The organism is Aeromonas sp. FDAARGOS 1408, assembly GCF_019048665.1.
Lineage (GTDB): Bacteria > Pseudomonadota > Gammaproteobacteria > Enterobacterales > Aeromonadaceae > Aeromonas > Aeromonas dhakensis.
On sequence record NZ_CP077394.1, the window covers coordinates 2,046,819 to 2,060,741 of the forward strand.

General features: G+C 64.3%; 12 protein-coding genes. 9 read left to right on the forward strand and 3 right to left on the reverse strand.

The window, feature by feature from the left end; genetic code table 11:
* Window positions 1-47 precede the first annotated feature (47 nt).
* Window positions 48-797 carry an electron transfer flavoprotein subunit beta/FixA family protein gene (locus tag I6L38_RS09525; protein WP_024941955.1) on the reverse strand — a complete coding sequence of 250 codons (750 nt, stop codon included), beginning with the start codon at window positions 795-797 and terminating at the stop codon, window positions 48-50.
* Between the two features lie 123 nt (window positions 798-920).
* Here I6L38_RS09525 and I6L38_RS09530 point away from each other — a divergent pair, with 123 nt between their 5' ends.
* From I6L38_RS09530 to I6L38_RS09540, 3 genes are all read left to right on the forward strand, one after another.
* Complete coding sequence (locus I6L38_RS09530) at window positions 921-2,564, forward strand: electron transfer flavoprotein-ubiquinone oxidoreductase (RefSeq protein ID WP_216989469.1); 1,644 nt, start codon at window positions 921-923, stop codon at window positions 2,562-2,564.
* Between the two features lie 509 nt (window positions 2,565-3,073).
* Window positions 3,074-4,021: a magnesium/cobalt transporter CorA gene (corA, locus tag I6L38_RS09535; protein ID WP_005301617.1), complete on the forward strand. Its 948-nt coding sequence runs from the start codon at window positions 3,074-3,076 to the stop codon at window positions 4,019-4,021.
* A 143-nt stretch (window positions 4,022-4,164) separates the two neighbouring features.
* Window positions 4,165-4,626 carry a DUF2919 domain-containing protein gene (locus tag I6L38_RS09540; RefSeq protein ID WP_054544766.1) on the forward strand — a complete coding sequence of 154 codons (462 nt, stop codon included), beginning with the start codon at window positions 4,165-4,167 and terminating at the stop codon, window positions 4,624-4,626.
* Window positions 4,627-4,639: 13 nt separating this feature from the next.
* Here I6L38_RS09540 and I6L38_RS09545 read toward each other — a convergent pair whose 3' ends face one another.
* The gene (locus tag I6L38_RS09545; RefSeq protein WP_216989470.1) at window positions 4,640-5,392 is read right to left on the reverse strand and encodes a hypothetical protein; all 753 of its coding nucleotides are present in this window, start codon (window positions 5,390-5,392) and stop codon (window positions 4,640-4,642) included.
* 251 nt (window positions 5,393-5,643) lie between these two features.
* Between I6L38_RS09545 and I6L38_RS09550 the strand changes: the two genes are divergently transcribed.
* The 5 genes from I6L38_RS09550 to I6L38_RS09570 all read left to right on the forward strand — a co-directional run bounded on the left by I6L38_RS09550 (window position 5,644) and on the right by I6L38_RS09570 (window position 11,919).
* On the forward strand, window positions 5,644-6,873 hold the full coding sequence (locus I6L38_RS09550) for a siderophore amonabactin export MFS transporter (protein WP_216989471.1): 1,230 nt from the start codon (window positions 5,644-5,646) through the stop codon (window positions 6,871-6,873).
* Window positions 6,874-6,930: 57 nt separating this feature from the next.
* A complete protein-coding gene (locus I6L38_RS09555) occupies window positions 6,931-8,904 on the forward strand; it encodes a siderophore amonabactin TonB-dependent receptor (RefSeq protein WP_010633764.1) in 1,974 nt (657 codons plus the stop codon).
* 70 nt (window positions 8,905-8,974) lie between these two features.
* A complete protein-coding gene (locus I6L38_RS09560) occupies window positions 8,975-9,991 on the forward strand; it encodes an amonabactin ABC transporter permease subunit 2 (protein WP_216989472.1) in 1,017 nt (338 codons plus the stop codon).
* Window positions 9,992-10,004: 13 nt separating this feature from the next.
* Window positions 10,005-11,072: an amonabactin ABC transporter permease subunit 1 gene (locus tag I6L38_RS09565; RefSeq protein ID WP_216989473.1), complete on the forward strand. Its 1,068-nt coding sequence runs from the start codon at window positions 10,005-10,007 to the stop codon at window positions 11,070-11,072.
* Window positions 11,073-11,115: 43 nt separating this feature from the next.
* Entirely contained in the window at window positions 11,116-11,919 is an 804-nt protein-coding gene (locus I6L38_RS09570; RefSeq protein ID WP_029300593.1) for an amonabactin ABC transporter ATP-binding protein, read from the forward strand.
* Between the two features lie 61 nt (window positions 11,920-11,980).
* Here I6L38_RS09570 and amoD read toward each other — a convergent pair whose 3' ends face one another.
* Complete coding sequence (amoD, locus tag I6L38_RS09575) at window positions 11,981-12,766, reverse strand: amonabactin biosynthesis phosphopantetheinyl transferase AmoD (protein ID WP_216989474.1); 786 nt, start codon at window positions 12,764-12,766, stop codon at window positions 11,981-11,983.
* Between the two features lie 156 nt (window positions 12,767-12,922).
* On the opposite strand from amoD, the gene I6L38_RS09580 reads away from it, so the two are divergent.
* A complete protein-coding gene (locus I6L38_RS09580; protein WP_216989475.1) occupies window positions 12,923-13,867 on the forward strand; it encodes an amonabactin ABC transporter substrate-binding protein in 945 nt (314 codons plus the stop codon).
* The last annotated feature ends 56 nt before the right edge of the window (window positions 13,868-13,923 follow it).

Here is a 13,923-nt window from a genome sequence, read left to right on the forward strand (position 1 = left end):
CCCGAGCTTGCTGCCGGCGGGCGGGGTTCTGTTGATTGCTGGCAGCATCAGAGTACCTTCGCTTCGTGCTTGAGTTTGTCCAGCAGCTCGTCCACCGAGCTCACCATGATGCCGGCGCTGCGGGCAGCGGGGGCCATCACCCCGAGCAGCCGGGTCTGACCGGCCGGCTCGACGCCGAGGTCGGCGAAAGGCGCGCTCTCGAGCGGCTTGCGCTTGGCCTTCATGATGTTGGGGAGCGAGGCAAAGCGCGGCTCGTTGAGGCGCAGATCCACTGTCACCACCGCCGGCAGCGCCATGCCGAGGGTCTCGAGTCCGCCGTCAATCTCGCGGGTCACCTGCAATTCCCCCTCCACCAGCTTGATGGCGGAGGCGAAGGTGGCGAGCGGCCAGTCATTGAGGGCGGCGAGCATCTGGCCCACCTGGTTGTTGTCGGAATCGATGGACTGCTTGCCGAGCAGCACCAGATCGGGCTTTTCCTGCTCGCATACCTGTTGCAGGGCGCGCGCCACGGTGAGCGGGGTCAGGGTCTCGCCGGTCACATAATGACGGGCCCGATCCGCCCCCAGCGCCAGGGCGTGACGCAGTTGTTCGGCCGCCGCCTCGGGGCCGAAGGTCACCACCACCAGCTCGCTCGCCACGCCGGCTTCGCGCAGCCTGATCCCCTCTTCCACCGCAATTTCACAAAACGGGTTGATCCCCATCTTGACGTTGGCCAGCTCCACGTCCGAACCATCGCTCTTGACCCGGACCTTGACGTTGTAATCCAGCACCCGCTTGACCGCGACCAGCAGCTTCATGACGCGCATCCCTCGCTTCTGTTGAGTGAATCCATGAAAACCCTCACATTTTTTGCTTACATTTACTTTACGTTTACGTAAACTACCAGCACTACCCTAGGCCAAGTCGAGCACAGAGGCAAGATGGAACGCGAAGCAATGGAATTTGATGTCGTCATCGTCGGTGGCGGCCCGGCGGGACTCAGTGCCGCCATCGCCCTCAAGCAGCACAATGCCGAGCTGTCGGTCTGCCTGCTGGAGAAGGGGGCGGAGATCGGCGCCCATCTGCTCTCCGGCGCCCTGCTGGATCCCGTCGCCCTCAAGGAGCTGCTGCCAGAGAGCTGGCAACAGGCCCCGCTCGGGGTCGAGGTCAACGACGATCAGGTGCACCTGCTGCAAAGCGACAGCCGCGCCCTACAACTGCCCAACTGGGCGGTGCCGCCACGCATGCACAACGAGGGCAGCCGCATCATCAGCCTCGGCAACCTCTGTCGCTGGCTCGGTCAGCAGGCCGAGCAGCTGGGAGTCGAAATATACCCGGGTTTTACCGCAAGCGAACTCATCATGGAAGCAGGACGGGTCAAGGGTGTGATCACCGGCGATCTCGGGCTAGATTGGGCGGGCAATCCGAAAGCGGATCACGTGCCCGGCATGGCGCTGCTCGGTCGCTACACCCTGTTTGCCGAAGGGGCCCGTGGCCATCTCGGCAAGCAGCTGATCGCCGACTTTCATCTGGAAAACAGCGCCCAGCCGCAGCACTACGCCATCGGCTTCAAGGAGCTGTGGCAGCTTCCCCCCGGCCAGGGCAAAGCGGGCCAAGTGCTGCACGGCAGCGGCTGGCCGCTCTCCGAGGGGAAGGAAGACAAGAGCCAGGGCGGCTTCTATCTCTATCATCTGGAGCAGGATCAGGTGGCGGTCGGGCTGATTGTCGATCTCAACTACCGCAACCCCTGGCTCAGCCCGTTTGACGAGTTTCAGCGCCTCAAGCATCACCCGCTCATCGCCGCGGCATTGCAGGGGGGCGAGCGCATCAGTTACGGCGCCCGCGCCATCGCCAAGGGGGGCTGGCACTCCCTGCCCCGCATGCACTTTCCCGGTGGCCTGCTCATCGGTTGCGATGCCGGCACCCTCGACTTCTCCCGCATCAAGGGGATCCACACCGCCATGAAGTCCGGCATGCTGGCGGCCAAGACAGTCGCCATGAGCCTGCGCGGCGGCGATGAAGGGGGCCGGGATCTGGCCGAATACGGCGATGCGCTGCAACAGAGCTGGCTGGCTCATGAGCTCAAAACGGCGCGCAACTTCGGCGCCGCCCTGCACCGCTGGGGCCCCTGGCTCGGTGGCGCCTTCAACTGGCTGGAGCAACGGCTGTTTGCTCGTTCGTCGCCGTTCACCCTGCTGGACAAGGAGCCGGACTACCGCCAGCTGCGCATGGCCAGCCGCTGCCAGCCCATCGATTATCCCAAGCCAGACGGCAAGCTCAGCTTCGACAAGCTCTCGTCTGTCTATCTGGCCAACACCAGCCACGACGAGGATCAACCCTGCCACCTCAAGCTGCAGGATGAGACGATCCCGGTGGCGGTCAACCTGCCCACCTGGGCCGAACCCGCCCAGCGCTACTGCCCGGCCGGGGTGTTCGAGATCCTGGGGTCGGAGAGCCAGCCCCGCCTGCAGATCAACGCGGCCAACTGCATCCACTGCAAGACCTGCGACATCAAGGATCCGAGCCAGAACATCGTCTGGACGCCGCCGCAGGGAGGCTCAGGCCCCAACTATCCCAATATGTAACCGGCTTGCCTGCGCAGACAGCAAGGATGCACAGCCCAGAACATCGCCCGAACGCCGCCGCAGGGAGGCTCAGGCCCCAACTATCCCAACATGTAACAGGCTTGCCCATGCAGCCCCGTGCAGATAACAAGGATGCACAGCCCCAACACATCAAATAGAAGCGGTTTCCGGCACACGGCCGGGGGTTGTCGCAGGACACTCGGGAGCCCGCCATCCCGGCCGGTGAACCCAAGCCCTCCCGCCTATCAGGGTGAATAAAGGAGGCGACGCCGGGATCGCCCGTTTCGAGGTCGGCGCGGCTGCTCCGACCTCGCTGTTTTTTTGAGCGAACAGGCTGAACCTCTGATGAATAGGCCCTGACAAGCGCGGCCCGCCCCTGTATAGTTCGCCGCATTCAGGTTTTCCATCGGCCCGTTCAGCTTGTCCACGGGATCGCTTTCTACGCGCTCTAAGGCCGCATGACCTGTGCAACCATCCCTGATTACCCATGACTTCTTAAGGGGGGACAGATGATCACCGCCTACATTCTCAATAACAAGGTACTGGACATAGTCACGCTCGGGCCTGACGACATAGTGCCTGACAACACCGTCTGGCTGGATGCCTACAAGCCGGACACGGCGGAACGAGAATGGTTGACGGGCCTGTTTCTGGAAGAGGTGCCCGACAAGGAGGAGCTGGATGACATCGAAGCATCCGCCCGTTTCTACTGGGATACCGACGGTCTGCACATTCACTCCCTGTTTCCCCAGCGGATCGGCCGTGACACCAAGGGTGTCCATGTCTCCTTTACCCTGCGCAACAACCTGCTGATCAGTATCCGTGAGGATGACATCGGCCTGGTGCGCCTGCTACGCCACTACATGCGCCAGGATCGGCTGGAGGTGGAGGATGCCCTCGACATCCTGCTGGAGGTGCAGAACCTGAAAGTGGAGTACCTCTCCGATCTCATCGAAGATGGCTACAAGACCTTGGAAAACACCGCCGATCAGATCTTCGAGCCGGATCAGATCAATCCCATGCTCAAGGAGTTGATGGCTCAGGAAGAGGCCAACGGCCAGATCCGTCTCTCCCTGCACGATACCCGTCGCGCCCTGCGTTTCCTCAAACGCAGCCTGCGCCAGCGCATGACGGGCGAGCAGAACAAGTGGATCGACGAGATGCTGCACGACGTGGAGTCCCTGCTGCCCCACACCCAGTTCCTGTTCGACAAGATCAACTTCCAGCTGGAGGCCTCCATGGGGGTCACCAACCTGGAGCAGAACAAGGTGATCAAGATCTTCTCGGTGGCAGCTGTCATCTTCCTGCCGCCGACCCTTATCGCCAGCATCTACGGCATGAACTTCGGTCGCATGCCGGAGCTCGCCTGGGAGTACGGCTATCCCCTCTCCCTGGTACTGATGGTGATGTCATCGCTCGGCACCGGCCTCTTCTTCAAGCGAAAAGGCTGGCTGTGACGCCGGCAACCCGGCACGAAAAGAGATAAGCGGATTGGGGGGCATGGCCCCCCGATTAATTCCCGCCCCCTGCCCCGCCTTGCAAAGGGCTCTGCTTCGCCCCATATCCCCCTCATCCTTTGCACAGACGAATCCGGGCAACCATGACCCTCTACCCCGAACACAGATATGACGATCACGGCCAATTGCGACCCCCACTCTGGTTTTGGCCCATCGCCCTCTTGCTGACCCGCTCGGTCTGGCTGTTTCTGATGGCCGGCGTCACCCGCGAGAGCGGCAGCGCCATCCTGACCCTCTTCTACCCGGACCGGCTCACCCTCTACATCAGCCTGCTGACCGACGTGCCCGCCATACTGGCGCTGCTCGCCTGCGGCGGCACCTATCAGCAGACCCACAGCTTCCGGGCCTGGCTCAGGCGCCACAGCCCCTTGCTGCTGCTCTGCTCTGCCGTCAGCGGCCTGCTGATGCAACTGCACAGCCTCAATCTGCAGAAGTGGTCGTTCAGCTGGCCCACCGCCCTGGTGCTGGTTGCTACCCTCTGGTCACTCTGGTATCTGCTGCGCAGCCGCCAGTTGCGTGAATACGCGGTGGATCAACCCCACTGAGGGGCGAGTCGGCTCACTGGCGGGTGACCCGGATCTGCAGGATCTGACGATCGCTCTGACTGCCACTGCCCCCCTGCAACTGGGTACCCAGGCTGCTGCCCTGCTGCGCCGCGCTGGTGGAGAGCTCCCCCACCGTCAACCACTGACCGGGGGCACCGCTCACCTCGGTGGCACTCTGCCCCCGGTTGATGGTGCCCTGCTCCAGCCTGGCCTGCTCGCTGCTGAGCGCTATCTGTACCCTGTCGCCGATCAGGGTGGCGGTGGCATAGAGGCCGTTCACCAGCGGCATCAGCCCCACCACCTGGCCACCACGCCACTGATAAAAGGTGACCGGCTGATAGGTGCCCATCTGCAATAGCACCGGCCGACCCGACAGGCCGCGTACCTGCCAGCTGTCGTTCTGGCTGCGCTGATACTGCTGGGCATTGCCCTCCAGCAACCACTGCCGCTTGGCCGCATCCCGGCCCAGCCCCACCCCGGCCTGCTGGCTGCTGGAGGCGCCATCCACCCGCCACTCGATGAGCAGGCTCTGGGGCGGCTGGTTGAATTTGGCCAGCGCCGCTTCCGCCTCCTGCAGCTGGGCGGCGCTGCCGCTCAGCACCAGCTGGTTGCCCATGGCGCTCACCCCCAGCGCCGGATAGAGATCCTTGAGGGTCTGCACAGCCGCCTGGGTCTCGAATACCGGGATCACCTTCACTTCGGCCCGCAGCGGCAGGCACCAGAGCCCCCACAGCAGCCAGAGTCCAAACCCGTGCCATCTTCTCATCTTCTCCTCCCGTCCCACTCGGCAGCCCTCCGCCTCATCGGCCTGATCATCACCTGGTCATCATGGGCCATCCCACCCGCTTTTCAATGATTTTGCCCGTGAGCGGTGAACGCCGTGCAGGTCAGGTCCTTCATTTTTCGATGAAAAGAGCGGAGATAGATCAAATAACACAAATAAAAATGATTACCATTTGTTGTCACGAAAAAATCGCTCGGATACAATTCGGTCTCATTTTTTCGAGCTTGCCGTCGATGAAGCCAGTCACCACCACCCCCGCCGCCATCCACCTTGCCCTGCTGGTCAACATGCTCTCCATGGGCAGCATGATGATGGTGATGCCCCTTGGGCCGGATCTGGTCATCAGCCTCGGCATGCAGCCGGAGCAGACCGGCTACTTCAGCGGCGGCGCCACCCTGGGGGCCGCCCTGATGGGGCTCATCGCCGCCCCCTGGCTCGATCGGGTCAACCGCAAACCCGCCCTGCTGGTGCTGCTCACCCTGCGTTTTCTGCTGCTGATGGCCTGCGCCCTGGTGCAAGACAGCCAGCAACTGCTGGTGCTGTTCGTCCTGTCGGGCTGTGTGGCCGGGCCGCTCGCCGCCATCCTGATGGCAGCCGTGCTGGATCTGGTACCGCCCGCCGAGCGGGGCCGCCGTCTCGCCTACGTGGGCATGGCGTTCTCCCTGGCCGCCATTCTGGTGGTGCCCATCGCCCTGGTGCTGGCCCAGTGGTTTGGCTGGCAGAGCCCCTTCCTGCTGTTTGGTGTCTGCGGCCTGCTGCTGGCACTGCTGAGCAGCCGCCTGCTGCCCTCCTTGCCGGTCAACCGCGCCCCTCACGGCAGCGGCCTGCGCCAGCTGCTGGGATCGCCGCTCTGCCAGGGGGCCCTGTTGATCCTCTGCCTGCAGATGTTCGGCCACTTCCTGCTGATCCCGCACTTTGCCAACTACTTCCAGTTCAACCTCGCCTTCCCGCGCGAGCAGATCGCCGCCCTCTACCTGTGCGGCGGCCTCGCCAGCATGGCCACCATGCGGCTGTGCGGTGGCTGGATTGATCAGGGCCGGGCCCAGGCCGCCATCCTGATCACCAGCCTGCTGCTGGCGCTGATCACTTTGCTCGGTTTCGCCATGCCGGTCGGCGTGCCCGTCTACCTGCTGTTCACCCTGTTCATGGCGCTGAGCTCGGCCCGCTCCAGTTCGACCCTCGCCATCACCGCATCCATCCCGGCCCCCCATCAGCGCGCCGCCTTCATGTCTTTTCAGGGCACGGTCACCAATGTAGCGGCCGGGCTTGGCAGCCTGCTCTCGGCCAGGTTGCTGGTGTCGGATCAGAGCGGCGCCCTGCACGGCTTCGCCCAGCTCGCCTGGATCAATATCGGCTGCGGTCTGCTGGCCTGCGGCGGTGTCTGGCTCCTGCTCAAGGAGCTGGCACAGACAAGGAACAACAATAATCCCGAGTCTGGCCCCGCCAGACAAGGAAGTCAGTGAGCCACCGGCCCCAGAGCCGGACCCCATAACCTCTGTTTTATTCATGGAGTTTTGACTATGCAGTTGCAGCCCGGCGTCTTTCGCCTGAACCCCATCCTGCTCTCCCTCGGCCTTATCGCCCTGCCGGGCCTGGCCCAGGCCGAAGCGCCCAAAGCCAACGAGACCCTAGTGGTCACCGCCACCCAGACCAAGCACACCGAGCTTTCAGCACCGGCCAGCGTCTCCGTGGTGACCCGCGCCGATCTGGACAAGATGAACGCCAACAACATTGGCGAAGCGCTCAAGCACGTGCCCGGCGTCAACGTCATCGGCACCAACCCCACCGGCCGCAACGAGATCAAGATCCGTGGTATGGGCGGCGACTACACCCTGCTGCTGATCAACGGCAAGCGGGTCAACGCCCGCGAAACCCTGGGCAGCTCGTTTGGCAATGACTTCGACTTGAGCTCCATCCCCATGGCTGCCATCGAGCGCATCGAGGTGATCCGCGGTCCCGTCTCCTCCCTCTATGGCGCAGACGCCCTCGGCGGCGTGGTCAACGTGATCCTGCGCCAGGCCAAGGAGCAGACCGAGGCGGCCTTCGGCTACACCCACACCATGCCCACCAAGGGTGATGGCGGTGATGCCAACCGTGGCAACGCCTTCGTCTCCGGCGCCCTGATCGACAACAAGCTGCTCGGCAGCCTGGTGGTGGAAGGCTATCAGCGCGACCGCTGGCACAGCGATCAGTCCAACAACAAGGACGCCGATGCGCTGGAGAAACGGGAAGTGGTCAACATGCTCTCCAGCCTGAAGTGGCTGGTCAGCGATAACCAGGACGTGGAGTTCGATCTGGGCTACAACCAGAACGACATGGACAGCTACTTCAACAACGTGCCGCGCGCCCCCACCGCCCCGGCCACTCCGCACAACGTGCAAAAACTCGATCGGCTGAGCCTGGGGGTCACCCACAACGGCCGTTGGGAACACTTCGACAGCCGGGCTCGCTACTACTTCGAGCAGACCGATCTGATGGATGACTCCCAGCTCAACGGCGGCGCGGCCGACGTCACCCAGACCAACCACACGGTCGACGGCCAGCTGAGCGGTTACCTCGGGGATCACCTACTGACTTCCGGCGCAGAGTTCCGCAAGACCGAGCTGGAGCACAGCCGCAGCATCACCAACGGCAGCGTGGATGCGAGCCAGAGCGCCCTCTACCTGCAAGACGAGTTCGGCTTTGGCGATCTGGCGCTGACCCTCTCCGGTCGTCTGGATCACCACGAAACCTATGGCAACGAGTTCAGCCCGCGTGCCTATGCGCTCTACAAGCTGAGCGACGAGTGGGTGATCAAGGGCGGCGCCGGCAAGGCGTTCAAGGCCCCGACCCTGGCCCAGTCCAGCGAAGGCTTCGCCACCACCGCCTGCCGCGGCGCCTGCAAGGTCATCGGCAACCCGGATCTGAAACCGGAAACCGCCGTCAGCTACGAGCTGGGCACCGCCTATGAAGCAGAGCGCTTTGGCGCCGGCCTCACCGGTTTCCACAACGACATCGAGGATCTGATCCAGAGCGATCAGTGGGGCCCGGGCTATCGTCCGAGCGTGATGACCTACCTCAACGTCAAGAAGGCGCGGGTCAAGGGGCTGGAGCTGACCGGCTGGGTCGATGTGATGGACGACGTCAAGCTGACCGGCAACTGGACCATGCTGGACTCCGAAGACAAGAGCACCGGCGACGATCTGGCCAAGACCCCGGATCACACCGGCAACCTGAGCCTGGATTGGCAAGCCACCGAGATCGTCAGCACCAACCTGGCCTGGCAGTACGTAGGCAGCCAGTTCATCAAGGTGCCGATGCACAACTCCCAGGCGCTCAAGTCCGACAGCTACCAGACCCTGGACGTCAACACCAAGTGGAAGGTCACCCCGGCGCTCGACTTCAAGCTGGGCATCACCAACCTCACCAACACCAAGCGTGACCAGGTCGCCACCGACGCCGACTTCATTCTGGAAGGTCGTACCGTCTACGCTGGCGTGGATTACAAGCTGTAAGCCCCGCAGGGGAGTCCGTCAGGGCTCCCCTCTTTCTGCTGTTATTGCCTCGACATGAAGGAGTAGCCGGGTGCAGAGACACCAAACACACCTGTTCTGGCTGGGAGTGATCCTCCTGTTCCTGCTGATCTGTCTGTCACTGGCCACTGGCGCCGGTGTCTATGGTGGCCGCGAGGTCGCCGGTTTTCTGCTGGGCGATCCCGCCCTCGTGACCGATGAAAAACTCGCCATGATAGTTCACACCCTGCGTCTGCCCCGCACCCTGTGTGCCCTGGTGGTGGGCGTCTCTCTTGCGCTGGCGGCCTCCATGCTGCAAAGCGCCACCCGCAATCCGCTGGCCGAACCCGGCCTGCTCGGGGTCAACGCCGGGGCCGTGTTCGCCCTGGTGATCGGCCTCACCTATTTTGGCGTCGAATCCGCCTACGGTTACCTGCTCTGGTCCGGCATGGGGGCCCTGCTCGGCAACCTCATCGTGCTCGGCCTCGGCCTGATGGTGGGGCGCTCCAACCCCCTCAAGCTCATCCTGGTGGGGGTCGCCCTCTCCGCCACCTTCGGCGGCCTCTCCAACTTCCTGCTGCTCTCCAACCAGGTGGTGCTGGAGCAGTTCCGCTTCTGGAATCTGGGGTCGCTGGCCGCCTCGGATCTCGATGCGGTGCTCACCGTGATGCCCTTTGCCCTGCTCGGCCTGCTGCTGACCCTGGCGCTCTGCCGTCAGCTCACCCTGATGCAGATGGGTGACAGCCAGGCGCTGGCGCTCGGCATCCGGCCGACCCGGGTGCGCATCGGCGTGCTCTTGGCCGCCACCCTGTTTACCGCCTGCGCCATCGCCATCGCCGGCCCCATCGGCTTCGTCGGTTTTCTCGCCGCCTACTGCGCCCGCCTGGTGGAGCCGGTGCGCCTCGCCATCCAGGTGCGCTTCTCCGCCCTGTTCGGGGTGCTGTTCCTGCTCGGTGCCGACATCCTGGCACGCTGGCTGATCCAGCCGTTCGAGCTGCCCAACGGGGTGATCCTGGCGCTGATCGGTGCCCCCGTGCTCATCCTGGTGGTGCGCAGCGGCGGCTTCCGCTCCCTGTTGGCCGTCAAATAAGGTTGCCTGCCTCATGAACAATCCCATCCATCCCTCCCCCAACACGGCGCTTCCCACCGGCACCATCGGCCTGCGCATTGGCAGCCGCACCCTGTTGCTGCACCGCCGCGCCTGGCTCATCACGCTGGGGCTGCTGGTCGCCCTGGTGCTGCTCTCCCTGCTGGCGCTGACCCTGGGCTCCGGCAAGCTCACCATGCTGGGGGTGATCCAGACCCTGCTTGGCGAGGGTAACCGGCTGAGCGAGGTGACCGTCTTCAAGATCCGGCTGCCGCGCATCGTCGCCGTGCTGGTGGCGGGAGCGGCCATGGGCCTCTCCGGCTGCCTGGTGCAGACCCTCATTCGCAACCGCCTCGCCACCCCGGACATGATCGGGGTCAACGAGGGGGCCTCCTTGGCCATCATCGCCTTCTCCCTCTACCTGACTCTGGGCAGCTGGCCCTGGTGGGCCGCGCCGCTGGGTGCCCTGTTTGCCGCCGCCGTGCTCTATGCCCTGTGCAACAAGCCGGGGGAGCAGGGCTACCTGTTCGTGGTGATCGGCATCGGGGTCTCCGAGCTGATGAACGCCATCGGCCAGTTCGTGATGTCCACCCAGTCGCTGGTGCACCTCACCAGTCTCTACCTGTGGAACATGGGAAACTTCGTCGGCCAGGGTTACAGCACTGTGCTGCCGGTGGGGATCCTGATCCTGCTGGTCTGCCCCTGGATCATTTATCTCTCCCGGGCCCTCGGCGTACTGCGTCTGGGCCCCGTCACCGCCCAGAGTCTGGGGGTGAACGTCAACCGGGTGCAGCTCGGCGTGCTGGCCCAGGCCATCGTCGTTGCGGCGCTCGGCACCGCCATCGGCGGCCCGGTGGTGTTCATCGCCATGGCGGCCCCGGTGCTCGCCTCCTGGCTCAGCCGGGATCGCATCGTGCCGCTGTGGATTGCCGCCCTGTGCGGCGCCCTGCTGCTGCTGGCCAGCGACACCCTGGTGCGGGTGCTGGCCAGCCCCCACGAGGTGGCCACCGGCATCATGACCCGTATTCTCGGCGGCCTGCTGCTGCTGTTCATCCTGCTCAAAGACCGCCAGAAGGCCGACTGACGATGCCATTCATCCATTTTCAAGACAGACCGAGGGCCGCCTGATGACGCTCACCATCAATCACCTGCAATTTGGCTATCAGCACAAGCCCGTCTTCAACGACATCTCCTTCACCATTCCCCAGGGCAAGCTGGTGGGGATCGTCGGCCCCAACGGCGGCGGCAAGTCCACCCTGCTCAAACTGCTGGCAGGCCAGGAGCAGCAGCAGGCCGGCGAGATCCTGCTCAAGGGCAAGCCGCTGGCAAGCTACGGCAAGAAGGCGCTGGCCCGCGAGCTCGCCTACCTGCCCCAGCGCCCGCTGGTACCCGCCGGCATCCAGGTCGAGCAGCTGGTGCAGTACGGCCGCCATCCCCATCAGGGCTGGTTCAATCAGTGGAGCGAGGAGGATGCCCGCATGGTGCGCTGGGCCTGCGAGCGGATGCAGCTGGGCGACATTCTGCAGCAGAGCGCCAGCTCCCTCTCCGGCGGCCAGGCCCAGCGGGTGTGGCTCGCCATGGTGCTGGCCCAGGATGCAGACATCATCCTGCTGGATGAACCCACCAGCGCCCTCGACATCGGCCACCAGACCGAGGTGATGGAGGCCATCCACCAGATCACCGCCGAGGGCAAGACGGTGCTCATCGTCATCCACGATCTCGCCACCGCCGCCCGCTACTGCGACGAGCTGATCGCACTGGGGGATGGCGGCATCCAGGCCATGGGGCCGGCCCGCGAGGTGGTGACCAAGTCCCTCATCGACCGCCTCTACCAGACCGACGTGGACATACTGCACGCCCCCGGCGACGGCGCCCCCATCATAGTGCCGCGCCGCAGACCGCAGGCCTTTGCCATGCGCCAACCGGCCTGAGCCCCATAAAAAAACCGCCGAGAGGCGGTTTTTTTATGTTTGCAGCTCGGCGCTCCGCCATTCACAGCAGCAGGCTGGTGAGCACCCCGCCCGACCGTGTTTGCAAGTGCCGTGTTTGCCAATGCAGTGCCTGCCAGTACATTGGCTGCCAGTAGAGCGTGCAGCGCCAACCGGCGGGCAGATCTGGGGTCAGCGAGTCCACGAGTTCAAGGGTGAGGGTCTGCTCCGTCATGGCCAGCCAGCGGGCATCGAGAAAATCAAAATAGCGCCCCACCCTGGGGTAGAGCGCCTTGAACAGGCTCTCCTTGGCCGAAAAGATCAAGGTGAGCGCCTCAGCCCTGCTCAGGCCGACGGCGCGGGCAGCGGCCGCCAGCCGGGCCCACTCCTCCCCACTGGCAATACCGGGCCAGAGCTCGCTCGCCTGCCCCTCTGCCAGCCAGCCCTCCAGATCCAGCCCCATCCCCGCCCGACCGGGGCGCACCGCGCACAGGGCCATGCCGCGCCCCTGCAACAGGCTGTGGCTGATGCTGCCTTCAAACCCCGCAGGCCAGCAGGGTTCGCGGGCGTTGCCGATGGCCACGGGGTGCTCCGCGAGGTTGAAGGGGCGCAGGGCTTCGCGGGCCGCAAGACGCCCCGCCAGAAACTCCCCCAGCCGCTTGGGGGCCGCGCGCTGCAAGCTGGCGGGCAGCACCATGCCGGCCGCATCGTAACAGGCCAGGGTGAAGGCGGCGGGGTCAAAGCAGACCCGTTGCAGCGCCATGTGCGCCGCGCCGGGCAGCGGCAGGCTGTCAGCCTGCACGATAAAGCGGTCCAGTGAACAGGCTGGCGCAGTGGCAATGAACATCACGAAGAGCCCTTGGTGGATGAGCCAACATGGTAGCAAATTGCTCCCTCCACACACCACAAACACAAATGACAATTCTTATCATTTGAATTTGTGGTAGCATGAGTTCGCCCGTTTGGGACCCAGTGTTCCACTGATTTCACCAAGAAGGATGTAACGATGAAGATCTCCTCTCCCCTGGCTGCCGTGCTGATGCTGGCCAGCCTGGTCGGCTTCCAGGCACAGGCCGGCAGCGAGACCCGTCAGGTGACCGATGCCAACGGCAAGACCCAGATCGTACCGGCCCAGCCCAAGCGGGTGGTGGTACTGAGCGAAATCGATCTGGACAGCGCACTGACCCTGGGGCTGCAACCGGTCGGCACCGTCAATGGCCGTGGCCAGTCCACCCTGCCCCGCTACCTGCTGCAACAGGCGGGCAAGGAGATCGCCGTGGTCGGCGATCTGGACAACCCCAACCTGGAGAAGCTGATCGATCTGGAACCGGATCTCATCCTCACCGGCCAGACCAAGCCCGAACTGCTGGCCCTGCTCAAGGAGATCGCCCCCACCGTGGTCACCGGCAACTGGGGTGACTCCTGGAAAGAGATCTTCAATCGCAGCGCCCACGTGCTGAACCGGGACGCCGAAGCCAAGACCTTCCTCGCCCAGTATGACGCCCGCCTGCAGCAAGCCCGCAGCAAGCTTGCCAAGCATCAGGGCGAGCGCCTGAGCATAGTGCGCTGGAACCCCAAGGGCCCGAGCTACATGCACAGCGGTACCTTCGCCAGCAGCGTGGTGGAAGAGATGGGGCTGACCCGACCGACCCACCAGATCGGTGACAAGACCCCCCACTCCCCGGCCCTGAGCCTGGAATCCCTCAACCTGCTGGACGGCGACTGGCTGGTGATCGGCACCCTGAGCGCCAGCGGCGATGCGGTGGATGCCATGAAGCAGGCCGAACAGACCCCGGCCTTCCAGCAGCTCGGCGCCATCAAGAGCAAGCGCTTCGGTGCCGTGGACGGGTCGCTCTGGACCTCCACCGGCGGCCCCCAGGCGGCCCTCAAGGTGATCGACGACGTCGAGCAGCTGCTGGCCAAACCCGATGCGGCCCCCATCACCCAATAAGCCCGCGTGATCAGCGTCCACAAAGAAGCCCGCATATGCGGGCTTCTTTTTTATCC

Bases quoted from the DNA above. Each gene is read 5' to 3' on its own strand.
- I6L38_RS09525 (WP_024941955.1), bottom strand. From the start codon at position 797: ATGAAGCTGCTGGTCGCGGTCAAGCGGGTGCTGGATTACAACGTCAAG.
- I6L38_RS09530 (WP_216989469.1), top strand. From the start codon at position 921: ATGGAACGCGAAGCAATGGAATTTGATGTCGTCATCGTCGGTGGCGGC.
- corA (WP_005301617.1), top strand. From the start codon at position 3,074: ATGATCACCGCCTACATTCTCAATAACAAGGTACTGGACATAGTCACG.
- I6L38_RS09540 (WP_054544766.1), top strand. From the start codon at position 4,165: ATGACCCTCTACCCCGAACACAGATATGACGATCACGGCCAATTGCGA.
- I6L38_RS09545 (WP_216989470.1), bottom strand. From the start codon at position 5,392: ATGAGAAGATGGCACGGGTTTGGACTCTGGCTGCTGTGGGGGCTCTGG.
- I6L38_RS09550 (WP_216989471.1), top strand. From the start codon at position 5,644: ATGAAGCCAGTCACCACCACCCCCGCCGCCATCCACCTTGCCCTGCTG.
- I6L38_RS09555 (WP_010633764.1), top strand. From the start codon at position 6,931: ATGCAGTTGCAGCCCGGCGTCTTTCGCCTGAACCCCATCCTGCTCTCC.
- I6L38_RS09565 (WP_216989473.1), top strand. From the start codon at position 10,005: ATGAACAATCCCATCCATCCCTCCCCCAACACGGCGCTTCCCACCGGC.
- I6L38_RS09570 (WP_029300593.1), top strand. From the start codon at position 11,116: ATGACGCTCACCATCAATCACCTGCAATTTGGCTATCAGCACAAGCCC.
- I6L38_RS09580 (WP_216989475.1), top strand. From the start codon at position 12,923: ATGAAGATCTCCTCTCCCCTGGCTGCCGTGCTGATGCTGGCCAGCCTG.